We start from the raw sequence: 16,686 nt of genomic DNA, 5'->3' as shown, positions 1-16,686 counted from the left end.
ACCGCCCTGATCGACGACACCGCGACACACCCGACCGCCATGTGAGGCAAACAACGAAAAGGGCCGAACCGGAAAGAAATCCGCTGCGATTAGCCGGTTAATGTTGGGACAACGCTCAGCAGGAGAGTTTCTGGTCGACGTTGAAGACCGAGTACTACCACCGCCATGTCTTCACCACCCGAGCCGCCGCCACCCTCGGCGTGAGCGAGTGGATCGAAACCGTGTACAACCGCCGCCGGCGCCACAGCGCCCTCGGCAACATCAGCCCGGTAGCCTTCGAGCACCGGACCACCACCGCGGCCCAAGCCGCATAAGCGATGTCCGTCAAACGGGGTCAACCCCAGGGCGGGAAAGTTGAGGTGGCCGGCTACAGCGCCTTCAGGATGTCCTCGACCCCGGCCTTGGCGTCGCCGAAGAGCATCTGGGTGTTTTCCTTGAAGAAGAGCGGGTTCTGGACGCCGGCATAACCGGTGGCCATCGAGCGCTTGAAGACGATCACGTCGTGGGCGTCCCAGACGTGCAGCACGGGCATCCCGGCAATGGGCGATCCGGGCTCATCGATCGCGGCGGGGTTGACGGTGTCATTGGCCCCGATGACCAGCACGACGTCGGTGTCGGGCAGGTCGTCGTTGATCTCATCCATCTCCAGCACGATGTCGTAGGGCACCTTGGCCTCGGCCAGCAGGACGTTCATGTGCCCGGGCAGGCGCCCAGCGACGGGGTGGATGCCGAAGCGGACATTGACGCCCTTGTCACGCAGCTTCCGGGTCAGGTCGGCAACGGCATACTGCGCCTGCGCGGTCGCCATGCCGTATCCCGGCGTGATCACCACCGATTGCGCATCCGTCAGCAGCGCCGCGGCACCCTCGGCCGTGATCTCGCGGTGCTCGCCGTAGTCGGTGTCGGACGCCACGGTGCCGCCCTCCACCCCGAAGCCGCCGGCGATGACGGAGACGAAGGAGCGGTTCATCGCACGGCACATGATGTAGGACAGATAGGCGCCGGACGATCCGACCAGGGCGCCGGTGATGATCAGCAGGTCGTTGTTGAGCAGGAAGCCAGCTGCCGCAGCGGCCCACCCCGAGTAGCTGTTGAGCATCGAGACGACGACCGGCATATCGCCACCGCCGATCGAGGCGACCAGGTGCCAGCCGAGGAAAAGCGCCAGCAGCGTCATCACACCGAGCAGGCTCTGCCGCAAGAATTCCTTCTCGAGGGGGATCGCGACATAGGTCACCGTCATCACGACAAAGGCGATGATGATGCCGAGATTGACCAGGTTGTGGGCCGGCAGCATCAGCGGCGCGCTCTTCATCTTGGCCGAGAGCTTCAGATAGGCGACAATTGACCCGGTCAGCGTCACGGCGCCGATGAAAACGCCGACGAAGACCTCGACGTCGTGCACCTTCGGATAGTCGACCGCGGTCTCATAGGAGGAGTTCCACCCCACGAGCACGGCCGCCAACCCGACGAAGCTATGCAGCATCGCAATGAGTTCGGGCATCTGGGTCATCTCGACCCGGCGGGCCACGGTGACGCCGATCAGGGCACCGAGGACCATCGCCGGCAGGATGAAAACGACTCCCCGCCAGCCCGTTTCGGTGCCCACCGGCATGCCGCCGTATTCGAGACCGACGGTCGCGGCGAGGATCGTGATGACGAGAGCGATCGCCATACCGGCTATGCCGTATCGATTGCCCATGCGGGCGGTGTCGTGCTTCGAGAGCCCGGACAGGGCGAGGATGAAGAGCAGTCCGGCGACGATATAGGCGCCCTGGACGAGGGTGTAGGCGATATTCATCGGGCCGTGTCCTCACGCTTGAACATGTCGAGCATTCGGTCGGTGACGGTGAAGCCGCCGAAGACATTGATGCTGGCGACCAGCACCCCGATGAACGCGAGCACCGAGACCCACAGCTTCCCCGGGTGCCCGACTTGGAGCAACGCCCCGACAATGATGATGCCGCTGATGGCATTGGTCACCGACATCAACGGCGTATGCAAGGCGTGGTGGACATTGCCGATGACATAGAACCCGATGACCACCGCGAGCATGAAGACCATGAAGTGGCCGAGGAAGGGAGCCGGCGAGAAGGCTGCCAGCATGAGGAAGAGCAGCGCTCCGAGGAGGATGAGCCCGAGCCGCTTGGTCTGCGACATCGGCGCCTTGACCGGCTTCTCGACGGCGACGGCCTTCGCCGCGGCGGCCGGTGCCGCCGACACCTGCACCGGCGGCGGAGGCCACAGCTTCTCACCGCCGGTCGCCACGGTCATCCCGCGCACGACGGTATCGCCGAGGTCGAGGACGGCCTGCCCGTCCTTCTCGGGCGTCAGCAGCTTCATCAGGTTGACCAGGTTGGTGCCGAAGAGTTGCGAGGCCTGCGTCGGCAGTCGCCCCGGCAGGTCGGTGTAGCCGAGGATCTTCACGCCATTGGCGGTGACGACCTTTTGATCTGCGGCCGAGCCGGCGACATTGCCTCCGTTCGCGGCGGCCATGTCGACGATGACGGAGCCCGGCTTCATCGACGCGACCATGTCCTCGTCGATGATGCGCGGTGCCGGCCGCCCCGGGATCAGCGCCGTCGTGACGATGATGTCCACGGTTGGCACGATCCGCCGATAGAGCTCGGTGGTGCGCTCCTGGAACTCCGCTCCCATTTCCTTGGCATAGCCGTCGGCCGACGGTCCGGTGTCCAGCCCGGTCAGGTCCGGTCGCAGGAACTCGCCGCCCATCGACTCGACTTGGTCAGCGACCTCCTGCCGGGCGTCGAAGGCCTGCACGACCGCGCCCAGGCTGTTCGCCGTGCCGATGGCCGCCAGCCCCGCGACACCGGCACCGACGACGAGCACCCGCGCGGGCGGCATCTTCCCGGCCGCCGTGACCTGCCCGGTGAACAGGCCGCCGTACTCGTTGGCCGCCTCGATCACCGCGCGATAGCCGGCGATATTCGCCATCGAAGACAGGACGTCGAGTGCCTGCGCGCGCGAGATGCGGGGCACGGCGTCCATGGCCATCGCCGTCACGCCGCGTGCGGTCAGGGCCTCGACGAGCTGCGGACTCAGCGCCGGCGCCATCAGGGACATCACCAGCTGGCCCGGCCGCAGCCTGCCCTGCTCTTCCTGGCTCGGTGCGTTGATCTTGAAGACGATGTCGCCGTTGTAGGCCTGCTCGGCCGGCACGACGGCGGCACCCGCCGCGGCATACGCACCGTCCTCGAAGGCGGCAGCGTGGCCGGCTCCGGACTCGACCGCGACGTCATACCCGAGCTTGATCAGTTGCTCGACGGTCTTGGGCGTCGCCGCGACCCGGGATTCCCCGGGCCGCGTCTCCTTGGGCACGACGATGCGCACAGCGGTCCTCTCGGCAGTGCTGAAGCTTCCACGCCCGAACCTACCGAGTCCCACCGACAGCCCGCTGACGGTGAGACGCACGCAACGCCTCGGCAGCATGTGTCTTCCGTGACATCCCCCTCCGACGGGATGCCGACCAGGCTGCTCACGGCTCGTGTGCTGACGCGGTGTTCCGCCGGCTGCGCTCAACCGTGGCCGCGGCGGGCGCAGCCGTGGTGATCCTCCTTCCCGCCTGCGCGGCGGACTCGAGCCGGCCCGCGCCGAGACCGACACCGTCCGCGACCTCGGCCGGCCGGCCCGCCCCGACCACCACGCCCGAACCGACGCCCGCCGGCCGGCCGGACTTCCGGCCCGCGGCCGAGATGCCCGTGGCCATGCCGGCCCTGCCCGCCGACGTCCGCGCCGCAGCAGTGACCGGGCAAGGTGAGACCACCTTCTCGGTCACGATGACGACGTCGATCGGCGGCATGGTCAACGTCAGTGCGGTCGATCCCGAGGTCACCCGGGCCGGCGCCGCCGATCAATCGCACCTCGCCCGGTCCAGGCCGGCCTGCGCCGACACCCTCGAACGCACCAGCCGCGCGGCCATCCGCCTTCCGGACGGACGGGGTGTCCTCGGCACCAGCCGCGGCGAGCTGGTCGTCATCGACCCGCTCGCGCGGGCGATGAGCGTCATCGCCCTGCCGGCAGCCGCCGGCGGCGCGCAACTGGACGTGCTGGACCTGACGTATGACGCGCCCACCGACCGCCTGCTCGTCGCGACCCGCTCCCCTCAGGTCGGCACCGGCGCCGGCCAAGTCCTGGCGCTCCGGTGCCTGACCGACGCGGCCTGCCCGGGCGGCCGGGGATGAAGCACGGTCCTGGTCGCCACCGGCCAGACCGCCACCGATCACACCCAGGCCTGGGCGGTCGGCACCTGGGGCGGTGCCGTGTTCATGGGCTCGGGCAATGGGTCCGGCCGCCTGACCGTCCGGCACCCCGACGGCTCGCTCGCAACGCTCTGGCCCGACGGCGTCACCCAGGCCGCACGCGTCATCCAGACCCGAGTCGCCGGCGACTATCTCTATGCCTCGTTCGCGCCCGCAACCGGCAACCCCCGGACCGTCGTCTTCCGCCTCGCCCACGCCGGCTCCCGCGTGACAGGCACCCCGACCGCCACGCTCCCCGGCGCGGCCGTCCTCTCGCCCGCCGGACCCAGCGCGGGTGGCCCGGCGGCGCTCGGGCCGGGCGCGGTCACCTACCGCGGGGCGGGCGGTGAGCTGGATGTCTTCGACCCGGACGCACTGCCGGCAACGCGGACGCTTCACCTGAGCGCGGCGGCCCTCGGCCAGGTGCCCGTGACCTCGTGCTGGCTGCCCGGGCGCGGCGCCTGCGTGACCTATCGCAGTGACGGCACACTCGTCGTCGCCGGGCCGGCCTCGTCCGACCCAGCGATATTCACCACCAAAACCATTCCCGCCCAAGGGATTCGCGGCCCACTGATCGAGATCGGCCGACGGCGGCTCGGGGTGATCGCCCTCGGTCCCGACATCAGTGGGCGACGGCATGTCCTGGCGGCCACCAGTTTCTTCAGCCCGTCCCTGATCGACGTCGACCCGAGATTCCCCGACCGGCCCGCGGTCCTAGGCGTCGATTGTGCCGGCGAGCCGCGTCAGGTGGAGAGTCTTGCCGCGACCGCGAGCGGGGTGCTGGCGATCGGGACCTACCCGGGGGGCGCGCAACTCTCACGCTGGGATCCGGCTCGTCCGACCTCGTGCGCGGCCGGCCCGCAACCCCAGTTCACCCTTGCGTATCGAAGCCGGCCAGGCCCGTCCCAACACGATGGCCGACATCGGCGCCGGCAAGGTGGCCGTCGCGACCTATGGCGCAGCCAACTCGCCGACGGGTGGCTCTGCATCTATGACATGAGCGCCGGCCTGATCGAGCCGACGCGCGTCTCGATCGCCGGGCAGGGCGTCAGCGCAATCGCCACCCGACCGGCCGCGGCGACGGGCGGCTGCGTGTACGTCGGGACCAACGCCGACCCGCCCGACAACGGCCCCGCGCCGGACAGCTCCCGCCTCGTGCGCTACCACCTCGTCACGCACGAGGTCCAGTACCTCCCGCTCCCAGGCCGAAGCAGCGTCTCGGGCATGGCCTTCGGCGCCGACGGCTGCTCTACTTCGGCGGCGGGAGCGACCTGGCCGTCATCGATCCGGCGACGACGGACTGGCGCGGCGGCGGCACTGCGCCCCCCTTCACCACGCTGAGCAAGAAGCAGGGTCCGCTGCTCGCGATCACCCCGCTCGCAAACGGCCGCCTCGTGGTCTCCGCGGGCGGATCGTCGTATGCCGGCGACCTCCTCGTCGTCGACCCCGCCGGCCCCGACCGGGCCCGGCCACTGCGCTACACGGCTACCGGCATCGAAGGGTCGGCGGTCGTCGTCACCCCCCGCGGTGAGTGGTTCTACCACCGCCTCGGGGTGCTCTACCGACAAGCCCATCCCGAACTTGGCGATGCCCTGGCTCCTCCCACGCCCTAGCGCTGTCCACTTTGCGTCGAGTGTGGATCCACGTCGGGCAAGATGTGACCTCGTGACCGCCCCTGCCGAAACCCATCCCCTGGATCTGCTTTTCGCCCAGAGCGCGGGCGCAGCCGACATCGAGATCCCCGCCGGTTGGGGGCAGGGCCGGGCCACCTTCGGCGGCCTCGTCGCTGGCGTGCTCATCACCCGCGGTCTCGGCGCCTACGACCTGGACGGTGGGACGCTCCGGGCCGCAACGATCTCCTTTGTCGCGCCGGTCGCCGCCGGACCAGCCCGGCTCGAAAGCGAGCTGCTGCGCCGCGGCACTTCCGTCACGCAGGTCGAGATCCGGCTCCGTCAGCATGACCCGCGCACCGGCGAGGACGCCGTCGCTGCCGTGATGCTCGCGTCCTTCGGCACCGAGCGCGAGTCAAGCGTCGAACTCCCCCGTCCCACGCCGACGGCCATCGCCTCGCCCGATGCCGACCTGCCCGAGATTCCTTATCTGCCTGGCATCGTCCCCGATTTCTTCACCCACGTCCGTATGCGGCTGGCGCGCGGTCGCGTCCCGTTCTCCGGAGCACCGGACGGCGATCTCGCGGGGTTCATGAGCTTTCGCAACCCCCCGGCAGCGATGACCCTCCCGCACGTCATCGCGCTCATCGATGCCTGGCCGCCCGCCCCCGGGCAGATGCTCCGGCGTCCAGCGGCGATGGGCACGCTCACCTGGACGATCGAGATGCTGGCCGACCCGGCGGCATACGGCAATCAGGAGTGGTGGTACGAGGTGCGCACCGATGCCGCCCACCACGGGTATGCCCACTCGCACGCCACCGTCTTCACTCCCGCCGGCGAGGCGGTCGCGATCTCCCGGCAGACGATCACCATCTTCGGCTGACACCCCACGAGGTTCTCCGCTCCTTCCGGCCACGCAGAGCGTGGGACCCAGCTGCGATACTTCGCGAGGACCCCGTCACAGACACCCGTGCCACCGAACGTGGCACGCCGCCGTAGGCCGTCACAGGCTCAGCTGGGCTTGGGCGCTCCCGGCCGGGCGTAGCGCATCCAGACGATCGCGGTGCACATGATCGCCCAGGCGACGCCGATCCAGTAGAACGCCACTGGGCCGAGTAGGTTGACGCCGACGCCGAAGAAGAACGGGCCGAAGGCGGCGATGGCTGCGGTCCAGCCGATGACGCCACCGGCCTGGCGACGCTCGAAGATCATCGGCATCTGCTTGAAAGTCGAGGCGTTGCCGATGCCGGAGAAGAGGAAGATCGCGAGCATGCCCCAGAGGAACTGCGTGAAGTCGCCCTTGAGCGCGGCCGCCGAGGAGTAGTCCGGTGAAAGCGCCGGGATGGTGTAGATGATCGAGGCGATGAGTCCGATGCCGGAGACGAGCGACCATTTGGCCCCGCCCATCCGGTCGGTCAACGGAGAGAAGACGACCCGCGCACCGGCCCCGATGAGTGGGCCTAGGAAGACGTACTTCACGGGGTCGGGAACGGCATACCCCTCGATGAGAACCTTTGCGGCAGCGCCGGTTCCGGAGACCACCTTGTCGCTGCCGGAGCCGTAGAGATTCGCCATGAGCAAGCCGAACTGCGCGGCAAGACCGGAGAACGTCCCGAACGTCATGATGTAGATCACCGTCATCCACCAGGTGTCCTGGTTGGAGAAGATGTCGAACTGCTGCTTGATGTTCGCCTTGATCGGGACCGACTTGAGCATGGTCCACGCCAGGAGGCCGCCGATGATCATCAGCGGGATCCACACGAACGCGGCGTTCTGGAAATAGACCGACTTGTCCGGCTTGCCGGCGGTCTTGAGGACCTGCGAGCCACCGAAAATCGCCAGCCCCGACATGGCGATCAGATAGGGCGTCAGGAGTTGGACGACCGAGACACCGAAATTGCCCAGGCCGGCCTGCAGGCCGAGCGCCGTGCCCTGCATGCGCCGGGGGAAGAAGAAGGAAGTCGAGGGCATGAAGCCGGAGAAGACGCCACCGCCAATGCCGGCGAGGAAGGCCAGCACCATCAGTTCCCAGTAGGGCGCCGTCGGGTGCTGCACCCGCACGCCCCACCCGAGGGTCGAGGCGATGAGCAGCAGCGTGCTCAGCGAGACCATCCTCCGGGTCCCCATGATCGGCGGGAGCACCATCCAGAACAGCCGGAAGAGGCCCGCGGCGAGGCCGGGCATCGCCGCCATCCAGTAGAGCTGGCTCTTGGTCCACGTGTAGCCCAGGGCGTTGAGCTTGGGGATGATCGCGCTCGGCAGGAACCACGCGATGAAGGCGAGGGTCAGGCAGAAGGTCGTGATCCAGAGGGTCTTCCAGGCCAGGCCCTTGTCCCAGGTCTCCTCGTTCTCGGGATCCCAGGCTTGCAGCCACTCACCACCGGTGCGGGTGTCGGCACTCATAGTCGGTCCTTTTCTTGTCGTATGGACGCGTGGTCGGGTTGTGGGGTCCGATGCCGGCGTGGCCCGGCCGGATCAGCGGCTCGCCGTCGCGTCGGCCGGGGCTTCGAGGTGCCGGGCCAGGGTGGGCGAGTTCTCGTGCAGCATGTGCACGACGGTGAGGTGCATCCATACGGCGCAGACAGCCGTGAGGACGAAGAGGACAAAGAAGGTGGAGGACGGGAAGCCGCTCCACTGCTTGGTGTAGGCGAACAGGGGCGGGAGGGCGAAGCCGCCCAACCCGCCGAACATCCCCACCAGGCCACCGACCGAGCCGACGTTGTCGGGGAAGTACTCCGGGATGTGCTTGTAGACCGCGGCTTTGCCGATGCCCATCGCGCAGCCGAGCAGGAAGACGAGGATGACGAAGGGGACCAGGCCGATGGCATACGCCAAGTGGCTGCTCTGGGTGCCGTCCGGGTGGGCAATGACGAGGTGACCATTCGGCATCATCAAGATGCCGGTGGTGACGAGCATGGCGCCGAAGGTCCAGTACATGACCCGGCGAGCGCCGAAGCGGTCGGAGAACCAGCCGCCGACCGGGCGGAGCAGCGACGCGGGGAAAATGAAGATCGCGGTGAGCAGCGCCGCCTCGCGCAGCGGGATGTCGAAGTTCTCGACGTAGTACTTCGGCAGCCAGGCGGCCAGCGCGACATAGGCACCGAAGACGGCCGCGTAGTACAGGCTGAAGCGCCACACCCGCACGTGCTTTAAGGGGGCGAGCATCTCGCCGATTGGCTTGCCAGCCCCGGCAATGCGGTCCTGGCGGGGCGCGACGAACAGGACGAGCAGGCCGGTGGCGATGAGAGCGACCGTGTAGATCGCCGGGAATATCCGCCAACCACCGTCGAAAATGCCGAAGTACACATGGCCGGCCGTGCCCGAGATGATCGCGGGGAACAGGACGAGGAGCAGTTTGGTGACCGACGCGCCGACATTGCCGGCCCCGAAGACGCCGAGCGCGAAGCCCTGCCGGTCCTTCGAGGTCCACGCGGAGTTCCAGGCGATGCCGACGCTGAAGAGGTTGCCGGCGAAGCCGACGAGGAAGGCGAGCACGAGCAATGCCCCATAGCTGCCGACCCGGGTCAGAAAGAACGCCGGTATGGCCGTGAGGAAGAGCATCGCGATCGTCACCAGGCGTCCGCCCACCCGGTCGGTCAGGATGCCGGCCGGCAACCGCCACAGCGAGCCGTTCAGGACGGCGACCGCAGAGACCCAGGAGAGTTGGACGTCGGTGAGCCCGAACTCCTTCTGGATGGGCACGCCCAGGATGCCGAACATCAGCCAGACCGCGAACATCAACGTGAAGGCAGTGGTGGACAAGGCCAAGACCCGGGTTGCCCCGCGTGCCTGGGTGGTCATGCTGTGCTCCATATTTGCCGGATAGATTCCTCTAAATCTGGAACGATACACGCAGGTCAGCCCGGAACCTACTAAGCACATGCATACCAAGGCCGTGATATACATGAGATCGATCCTCTAATATCCGGACGGAGGTCGGGATGAGCGTGGCCCACTCGGGCGACCCTGCGGTCGGTGCGAGATTGCTCACCTCCCCGGTGCGGCGCGAGATCGTCGACGCTCTCGCCAATCTCGAACACGGCGAAACGGGGATGTCCGCCGCCGCGCTCGCGGAGTTGCTCGAGTTGCACGTGACGACGGTCCGCTTCCATCTCGAACAACTGGTCGTGGCCGGCATTCTCACGGTCGAGGCCCGGCGCGGCGCGGGCGCTGGCCGGCCGTCGAAGATCTATGCCGTCGAACCCGGCCGACTGGAAGTCGGCGAGACCGAGGACGCCTACCGGGTTCTTCTCGAACTTCTCGCCGAGGCCTTCGCCGGCGCCAATGCCGGGACGATCCTGACGCCCGAGGACGCCGGTCGACGCTGGGCCAAACACCGTGTAGATCCCGGCGGGCCCAGCAGCCCGGCAACCTCCCCAGGCGCCTGGCTGGCCAAGGTCGGCGCAATGCTCGACCATCTCAGCGACTGGGGCTACTCGCCCGAGGTCGCCACCGTCGACCAGGGACGCACCGCCGAGATCACCCTGCACAAGTGCCCCTTCCTCGACCTGGCCCACACCAACCCGCAGGTGGTGTGCGGGGTTCACCGGGGTCTGATCGCCGGGTCCATGGAGCAACTCGGCGAGGACGACCTGACCGTGAGCCTGCAGCCCTTCACCGGGCCAGACACCTGCCTGGCCCGGCTCACCACTCGAACGCCCTTCCACCGCAACGTGACTCGAGCACAGCCCACCCTCTCGACCCAAGGACCCACGTCATGACGGATACCGGCCTCGACGGCCCGCTGACCGATGCCCTCGTCGGCACCCGCCGCTTCTTCACCAAGGCGGAGGTCTCCGCGGACAAGCGGACGATGTATGCCAAGGGTGGCCGCGCGGGCGACGCCTTCTATCGCGATCGCTGGGCGCACGACAAGGTCGTCCGCTCCACCCACGGGGTCAACTGCACCGGGTCGTGCAGTTGGAAGGTCTACGTCAAGGACGGCGTGATCACCTGGGAGGCTCAGCAGACCGACTACCCGAGCGCCGGCCCGGACAAGCCCGAGTACGAGCCACGCGGCTGTCCGCGTGGCGCTGCCTTCTCCTGGTACACCTACTCCCCCACAAGGATTCGCTATCCGTATGTCCGCGGCGTCCTCCTGGAGATGTTCCGGGAGGCCAAGGCGCAGTATGGCGATCCGGTCCTCGCGTGGGCCTCGATCGTGCAGGACCCCGAGAAGGCGCGGCGCTACAAGAGCGCCCGCGGCAAGGGCGGGCTGGTCCGCTCGACGTGGGACGAGGTCGTCGACATCGTCGCCGCCGCGCACGTCTACACCGTCAAGCGCTGGGGCCCGGACCGGATCGCCGGGTTCTCCCCGATCCCGGCAATGTCGCCGGTGTCCTACTCCTCCGGCGCCCGTTTCCTCGAGCTCATCGGTGCGCCGATGCTCTCTTTCTACGACTGGTATGCCGATCTGCCCAACGCCAGCCCGCAGATGTTCGGCGACCAGACCGACGTCCCGGAGTCCGGCGACTGGTGGGATGCGGGCTACCTGATCATGTGGGGCTCCAATGTCCCGCTGACCCGCACCCCCGACGCGCACTGGATGACCGAGGCCCGTTACCGCGGCCAGAAGGTCATTGCCGTCGCCCCGGACTATGCCGAGAATGTCAAGTTCGCCGACGAGTGGGTGACCTGCAATCCGGGTGAGGACGGCGCCCTCGCGATGGCGATGGGGCATGTCGTGCTCAAGGAGTTTTTCGCCGACCAGCAGGTCGACTTCTTCGTCGACTACAACCGGCGGTTCACCGACCTGCCGTTCTTGATCTCGTTGCAGGACAATGGAGACGGCACCTGGTCGCAGGGCAAGAATCTCGTCGCGGGCGATCTCGACATCCCGGAGAAGGACTCCGAGAACGCCATGTGGAAGCCGGCGCTCTTCGATGCCGAGTCCGGGCAGATCGCCATCCCCAATGGGTCCCTCGGCTTCCGCTATGGCGAGGAGGGGTGGGGCAAGTGGAATCTCGAGCTCGGCGAGCTCGAGCCCGCCCTGAGCCTGTATGACGTGCGCGACGACGTCGCGCTCGTGCGCTTCCCGCGCTTCGACGCCGCCGACGGGCAGGTCGCTTACGAGACCCGCGGGGTGCCGGTCAAGCGGGTCGGCGACCGCCTCGTCACGACCGTGCTCGACCTCCTCTTCGCCCACTACGGCGTTGCCCGCGAAGGACTTCCCGGAGCATGGCCGACCGGCTACGACGACCCCGACGCGCCCGCGACACCCGCGTGGCAGGAGCGCTACACCTCGGTCCCGGCGCAGCAGGTCATCCGCCTGGCCCGCGAGTGGGGACAGAACGCCGTCGACACCGGCGGCCGCGGCATGATCCTCATGGGTGCGGGCACCAACCACTGGTACCACTCGGACCAGATCTACCGCTCGATGCTGCTGCTGACGACGATCACCGGCTGCCAGGGCCGCAATGGCGGCGGCTGGGCGCACTATGTCGGCCAGGAGAAGATCCGGCCGATCATGGGCTTCCAGCACATGGCCTTCGCCCTGGACTGGCACCGCCCGCCGCGGCACATGAACCAGACCGCCTACTGGTATGTCAACACCAGTCAGTACCGCTACGACACCTTCTCCGCCAACGACATCGACTGTGGCACCGGCGTTTTCGCGGGCAAGAGCATCATCGACCTGGTCGCGCAGTCCGCCCGGCTCGGGTGGGCGCCCAGCTATCCGACCTTCACCAAGTCGAGTCTCGTCCTCGCCGACGAGGCCGAGGCGGCCGGGATGACGCCACCGGACTACATCGTCCAGCAGCTGAAGTCGGGTGAGCTGAAGTTCGCCGTCGAGGACCCGGAAGCCGAGGAGAACCACCCGCGCATCCTCAGCCTGTGGCGCTCCAACCTCTTCGGCTCCAGCGCAAAGGGCAATGAGTACTTCCTGCGCCACCTGCTCGGCACCGACGGCTCCTTCACGGCGACCGAGGCACCCGCGGACAAGCGGCCAGCCGGCATCGCCTGGCCCGAGCAGGCGGCCGAGGGCAAGCTCGACCTGCTCACCACCCTCGACTTCCGGATGACGAGTTCGACGCTCTTCTCCGATGTCGTGCTGCCGGCGGCGACGTGGTACGAGAAGCACGACCTCTCGACGACGGATATGCACCCGTTCGTCCACTCCTTCAACCCGGCGATCGCGCCGCCGTGGCAATCCAAGACCGACTGGGACACGTGGAAGGAGATCGCCAGGCGCTTCTCCGAGCTCGCCGTCGATCACCTCGGTGTCCGCAAGGACGTCGTCGCCAAGCCGCTGTGGCACGACACCCCCGAGGCGATGGCGACCGTCCACGGGCGGGTCCTCGACTGGCGCACCGGTGAGGTCGAGCCCATCCCCGGCAAGACGATGCCGGTCCTCGCGGTTGCGGAGCGCAACTATCCGGCGACCTACGAGAAGTTCACGTCCATCGGCCCCCTGATGGAGAACGTCGGCATGCTCACCAAGGGCGTTCCGTATGACGTCAAGCGTGAGGTCGAGATCCTGCGCCACCGCAATGGCACCTCCGCCAGCGGCGTCGGCGCCGGCCAGCCGCGGTTGGAGACCGATATCCACATGGCCGACGCGATCCTGCACCTGTCCGGGACCACCAATGGCCACCTGGCGACGCTCGGCTTCACCAATGTCGAGAAGCGCACCGGGACCCAGCTGCACGATCTCGCGGCCGAGCACGAAGGCAAGCAGATCACCTTCGCCGACACTCAGATCCAGCCGGTGCCGGTCATCACGTCACCGGAATGGTCCGGATCGGAGTCCGGGGGTCGGCGCTATGCCCCGTTCACCATCAATATCGAGCGCTCCAAGCCCTTCCACACGCTCACCGGCCGCCAGCACTTCTATCTGGATCACGACTGGATGATCGGGATGGGTGAGTCCCTGCCGGTCTATAGGCCACCGCTGAATATGACGATGTTGTTCGGGGAGAAGCCGATCGGCGAGCAGAACGAGCATGGCGTCTCGGTGCGCTACTTGACGCCGCACAACAAGTGGTCCATCCACTCCGAATACCAGGACAACCTCTTCATGCTCAGCCTCTCCCGAGGCGGGCAGACGATCTGGATGTCCGATGTCGACGCAGCGAAGGTCGGGATCACGGACAACGACTGGGTCGAGGCGGTCAACCGCAATGGCGTGGTCGCGGCCCGCGCGATCGTCAGCCACCGGATGCCCGAGGGCACCGTCTATATGCACCACGCTCAGGACCGCCTCATCGACGTCCCGCTCACCGAACGCGACGGCAAGCGCGGCGGCATTCACAACTCGCTGACCCGGATCATGATCAAGCCGAGCCACATCATCGGCGGCTATGCGCAGCTCGCCTACTTCTTCAACTACATCGGGCCGATTGGTTCCAACCGCGACGAAGTCACCATGATCCGCCGCCGCACCAACCAGAAGGTTGAGTACTGACATGCGTGTAATGGCGCAGATGGCCATGGTGATGAACCTCGACAAGTGCATCGGGTGCCACACCTGCTCGGTCACCTGCAAGCAGGCGTGGACCAACCGGACGGGCACCGAGTATGTGTGGTTCAACAATGTCGAGACGCGGCCCGGCCTCGGCTACCCGCGCCGCTACGAGGACCAGGAGGAGTGGCAGGGCGGCTGGGTGCGCAAGGGCAATGGCAAGCTCACCCTGCGCTCCGGATCGCGCCTGAAGAAGCTCGCGTCGATCTTCAGCAACCCCAAGTTGCCGACCATCGAGGACTACTACGAGCCGTGGACCTACGACTACGAGACCCTGCTCAACTCCCCGCAACAGAAGAACTTCCCTGTCGCGCAGCCCCATTCGCTGATCAGCGGCAAGAAGATGAATGTCTCTTGGTCGGCCAACTGGGATGACGACCTCGGCGGTGCGCCGCAGTACGGCCCCAAGGATGTGATGCTCAAGGGCATCGAGGACAAGGTCAAGTTCGAGTTCGAGCAGACCTTCATGTTCTATCTGCCGCGCATCTGCGAGCACTGTCTCAACCCCTCGTGCGCGGCGTCCTGCCCGAGTGGGGCGATCTACAAGCGCACCGAGGACGGCATCGTCCTGGTCGATCAGGACAAGTGCCGCGGCTGGCGCATGTGCATCAGCGGGTGCCCCTACAAGAAGGTCTACTTCAACCACAAGACCGGCAAGGCCGAGAAGTGCACCTTCTGCTACCCCCGCATCGAGGTCGGCATCCCGACCGTGTGCTCCGAGACCTGCGTGGGCCGGCTGCGTTACATCGGCCTGATGCTCTATGACGCGGACGCAGTCCTCGCGGCGGCGAGCGTCGAGAACGAGACCGATCTCTATGCGGCGCAACGCAATGTCTTCCTCGACCCCGAGGACCCGGCCGTGCAGCGCGCGGCGGAGCACGCCGGCATACCGGCGGATTGGATCGACGCGGCGCGGCGTTCGCCGGTCAAGCGACTAATTCTCGACTACCAGGTCGCGCTGCCGCTCCACCCGGAGTACCGGACGATGCCGATGGTCTGGTACATCCCGCCGCTCTCGCCTGTCGTCGACGTCATCAAGGACACCGGCCACGACGCCGAGGACCAGGGCAATCTCTTTGCCGCGATCGACACGCTGCGCATCCCCGTGGAATATCTCGCCAATCTCTTCACCGCCGGCGATGTCGCGCCGGTCAACGGCGTCCTCAAGAAGCTCGCCGCGATGCGCTCGTATATGCGCGACATCAACCTCGGGCGCGACCCGCGCGAGGAGATCCCGGGCTCCGTGGGGATGTCGGGGGAGGCCATGTACGAGATGTTCCGGCTGTTGGCGATCGCCAAATACGCCGATCGCTATGTCATACCGACCGCGCACGCCGAGCAGGCGCACGCGCTGGAGGAGTTGGCGACCGACTGTCCGGTCTCGGAGTTCGGCGGCGGCGAGCAGGGCTCCTTCGGCGAGGGGTCCGGACGGGGCAATCTCACGCCGGTCGCCGTCGAGAACTTCCGGGTGCTCAAGGAGGCACAGAGCGCCGATTCGTTGAGCGAGCTCGCCGCCGAGAACCCCCTGCGCGGGCGGGTCAACCTGCTCAACTGGGACGGTAAGGGCCTGCCCGAGGGCATCTTCCCCGGCGATCGGAAGGAGTGAGCCATGCTCTGGCGCCGCCACCGCCGCACCTCGCCTGCCTTGTCCCCCAAGGAGATTCGCACCACCTGGCAGCTGGCCTCGGTCCTTCTCGACTACCCCACGCCCGAGCTCGTATGCCGTGTCCCCGCCCTGCGCGACGCCCTCGCCGATGTGGCGCCGGACGCGCGGGCCAGGCTGACGGCCTACCTCGATCGTTTGGAGTGGGAGAACCTCGCGCGGCTGCAGAGCCAGTATGTCGACACCTTCGACGTCACCCGCAGGTGCGCGCTCTATCTGACCTATTACACGTGCGGCGACACCCGCAAGCGTGGCGTCGAATTGGTGCGCTTCAAGCAGGTCTATCGCGACGCCGGCGCCGACTTCGCGCACGAGGAGCTACCCGACCACCTCGGCGTCGTGCTGGAGTTTGGGGCGATGGTCGACATCGACGCTGCCTGGAAGCTGCTGTGTGACCATCGCGTCGGCATCGAGTTGCTCTATCGCGGTCTGCGCCAGCGGGATTCGGCCTGGCTGCCGGTCATCGAGGCCTTCCGCACCACCTTGCCGACACTCGACGGCACCGACGAGGAGGCCCTCGCCCGGCTGATCGCCGAGGGCCCGCCGAGCGAACAGGTGGGCCTCGAGGGCTACGCGCTCGACCCCCGCCTCAACCCACGCCCAGAGCCGATCGACCTCGGCGCCACCATCCCGGTAGGAGTCACCGTCTCATGAACCTCGCCCCACGAAGTTCTTCGCTCCTTCGGCCCACGC

At 67.4% G+C, this 16,686-nt stretch carries 12 protein-coding genes and 1 pseudogene; 9 read left to right on the top strand and 4 right to left on the bottom strand.

From position 1 onward, the window contains the following. Positions 1 to 101: 101 nt before the first annotated feature. Positions 102 to 314 (top strand): annotated as a pseudogene (locus tag ABD209_RS17400) (integrase core domain-containing protein); the annotation flags it as partial. A 53-nt stretch (positions 315 to 367) separates the two neighbouring features. Here ABD209_RS17400 and pntB read toward each other — a convergent pair. Together pntB and ABD209_RS17390 are read right to left on the bottom strand one after the other, a co-directional pair. Then, the gene (pntB, locus tag ABD209_RS17395; RefSeq protein ID WP_344068660.1) at positions 368 to 1,801 is read right to left on the bottom strand and encodes a Re/Si-specific NAD(P)(+) transhydrogenase subunit beta; all 1,434 of its coding nucleotides are present in this window, start codon (positions 1,799 to 1,801) and stop codon (positions 368 to 370) included. Next, entirely contained in the window at positions 1,798 to 3,351 is a 1,554-nt protein-coding gene (locus tag ABD209_RS17390; protein WP_344068656.1) for a Re/Si-specific NAD(P)(+) transhydrogenase subunit alpha, read from the bottom strand. Before ABD209_RS17390 ends, pntB begins: the two co-directional genes overlap by 4 nt. 167 nt (positions 3,352 to 3,518) lie before the next feature. Between ABD209_RS17390 and ABD209_RS17385 the strand changes: the two genes are divergently transcribed. The 4 genes from ABD209_RS17385 (at position 3,519) to ABD209_RS17370 (ending at position 6,752) form a co-directional block, all read left to right on the top strand. After that, on the top strand, positions 3,519 to 4,202 hold the full coding sequence (locus ABD209_RS17385) for a hypothetical protein (RefSeq protein ID WP_344068653.1): 684 nt from the start codon (positions 3,519 to 3,521) through the stop codon (positions 4,200 to 4,202). Between the two features lie 78 nt (positions 4,203 to 4,280). Further along, the gene (locus ABD209_RS17380) at positions 4,281 to 5,600 is read left to right on the top strand and encodes a hypothetical protein (protein ID WP_344068650.1); all 1,320 of its coding nucleotides are present in this window, start codon (positions 4,281 to 4,283) and stop codon (positions 5,598 to 5,600) included. Positions 5,601 to 5,653: 53 nt separating this feature from the next. Continuing rightward, entirely contained in the window at positions 5,654 to 5,872 is a 219-nt protein-coding gene (locus tag ABD209_RS17375; RefSeq protein ID WP_344068648.1) for a hypothetical protein, read from the top strand. 52 nt (positions 5,873 to 5,924) lie between these two features. Further along, complete coding sequence (locus ABD209_RS17370; protein WP_344068646.1) at positions 5,925 to 6,752, top strand: thioesterase family protein; 828 nt, start codon at positions 5,925 to 5,927, stop codon at positions 6,750 to 6,752. Positions 6,753 to 6,880: 128 nt separating this feature from the next. Here ABD209_RS17370 and ABD209_RS17365 read toward each other — a convergent pair whose 3' ends face one another. Further along, a complete protein-coding gene (locus ABD209_RS17365) occupies positions 6,881 to 8,272 on the bottom strand; it encodes an MFS transporter (RefSeq protein ID WP_344068644.1) in 1,392 nt (463 codons plus the stop codon). 72 nt (positions 8,273 to 8,344) lie between these two features. Next, on the bottom strand, positions 8,345 to 9,670 hold the full coding sequence (locus tag ABD209_RS17360) for an MFS transporter (RefSeq protein ID WP_344068642.1): 1,326 nt from the start codon (positions 9,668 to 9,670) through the stop codon (positions 8,345 to 8,347). Between the two features lie 140 nt (positions 9,671 to 9,810). Between ABD209_RS17360 and ABD209_RS17355 the strand changes: the two genes are divergently transcribed. Genes ABD209_RS17355 through narJ form a run of 4 tightly spaced genes read left to right on the top strand, consistent with a single transcriptional unit; the run spans position 9,811 to position 16,647 of the window. Beyond that, positions 9,811 to 10,590, top strand: a complete 780-nt coding sequence (locus tag ABD209_RS17355; RefSeq protein ID WP_344068639.1) for a helix-turn-helix transcriptional regulator — start codon at positions 9,811 to 9,813, stop codon at positions 10,588 to 10,590. Beyond that, positions 10,587 to 14,273, top strand: a complete 3,687-nt coding sequence (locus ABD209_RS17350; protein ID WP_344068636.1) for a nitrate reductase subunit alpha — start codon at positions 10,587 to 10,589, stop codon at positions 14,271 to 14,273. Before ABD209_RS17355 ends, ABD209_RS17350 begins: the two co-directional genes overlap by 4 nt. A 1-nt stretch (position 14,274) precedes the next feature. After that, on the top strand, positions 14,275 to 15,936 hold the full coding sequence (gene narH / locus ABD209_RS17345) for a nitrate reductase subunit beta (RefSeq protein ID WP_344068633.1): 1,662 nt from the start codon (positions 14,275 to 14,277) through the stop codon (positions 15,934 to 15,936). A gap of 3 nt (positions 15,937 to 15,939) precedes the next feature. Beyond that, positions 15,940 to 16,647, top strand: a complete 708-nt coding sequence (narJ, locus tag ABD209_RS17340) for a nitrate reductase molybdenum cofactor assembly chaperone (protein WP_344068630.1) — start codon at positions 15,940 to 15,942, stop codon at positions 16,645 to 16,647. The last annotated feature ends 39 nt before the right edge of the window (positions 16,648 to 16,686 follow it).

Source organism: Nostocoides vanveenii, assembly GCF_039531165.1.
GTDB lineage: Bacteria > Actinomycetota > Actinomycetes > Actinomycetales > Dermatophilaceae > Nostocoides_A > Nostocoides_A vanveenii.
This window is presented reverse-complemented; position numbering and strand designations above follow the sequence as displayed.